1 rRNA gene is annotated in these 311 nt (G+C 49.2%); it reads left to right on the top strand.

The window, feature by feature from the left end:
- Window positions 1-311, top strand: a 23S ribosomal RNA gene (locus RCF13_RS06700); the annotation flags it as partial.

The raw sequence follows: 311 nt of genomic DNA, 5'->3' as shown, positions 1-311 counted from the left end.
ATAATGGGTCAGCGACTTACATTCAGTGGCAAGGTTAACCGAATAGGGAAGCCGTAGCGAAAGCGAGTCCGAATAGGGCGATTCAGTCGCTGGGTGTAGACCCGAAACCAGATGATCTATCCATGGCCAGGTTGAAGGCACGGTAACACGTGCTGGAGGACCGAACCCACTAATGTTGAAAAATTAGGGGATGAGCTGTGGATAGGGGTGAAAGGCTAAACAAATCTGGAAATAGCTGGTTCTCTCCGAAAACTATTTAGGTAGTGCCTCAAGTATTACTGCGGGGGGTAGAGCACTGTTATAGCTAGGGG

It is taken from the genome of Stenotrophomonas maltophilia group sp. RNC7 (assembly GCF_030910085.1).
Classification (GTDB): domain Bacteria; phylum Pseudomonadota; class Gammaproteobacteria; order Xanthomonadales; family Xanthomonadaceae; genus Stenotrophomonas; species Stenotrophomonas sepilia.
Note: the sequence above shows the minus strand (reverse complement) of the source record. Positions and strands in the feature narration are given on the sequence as shown.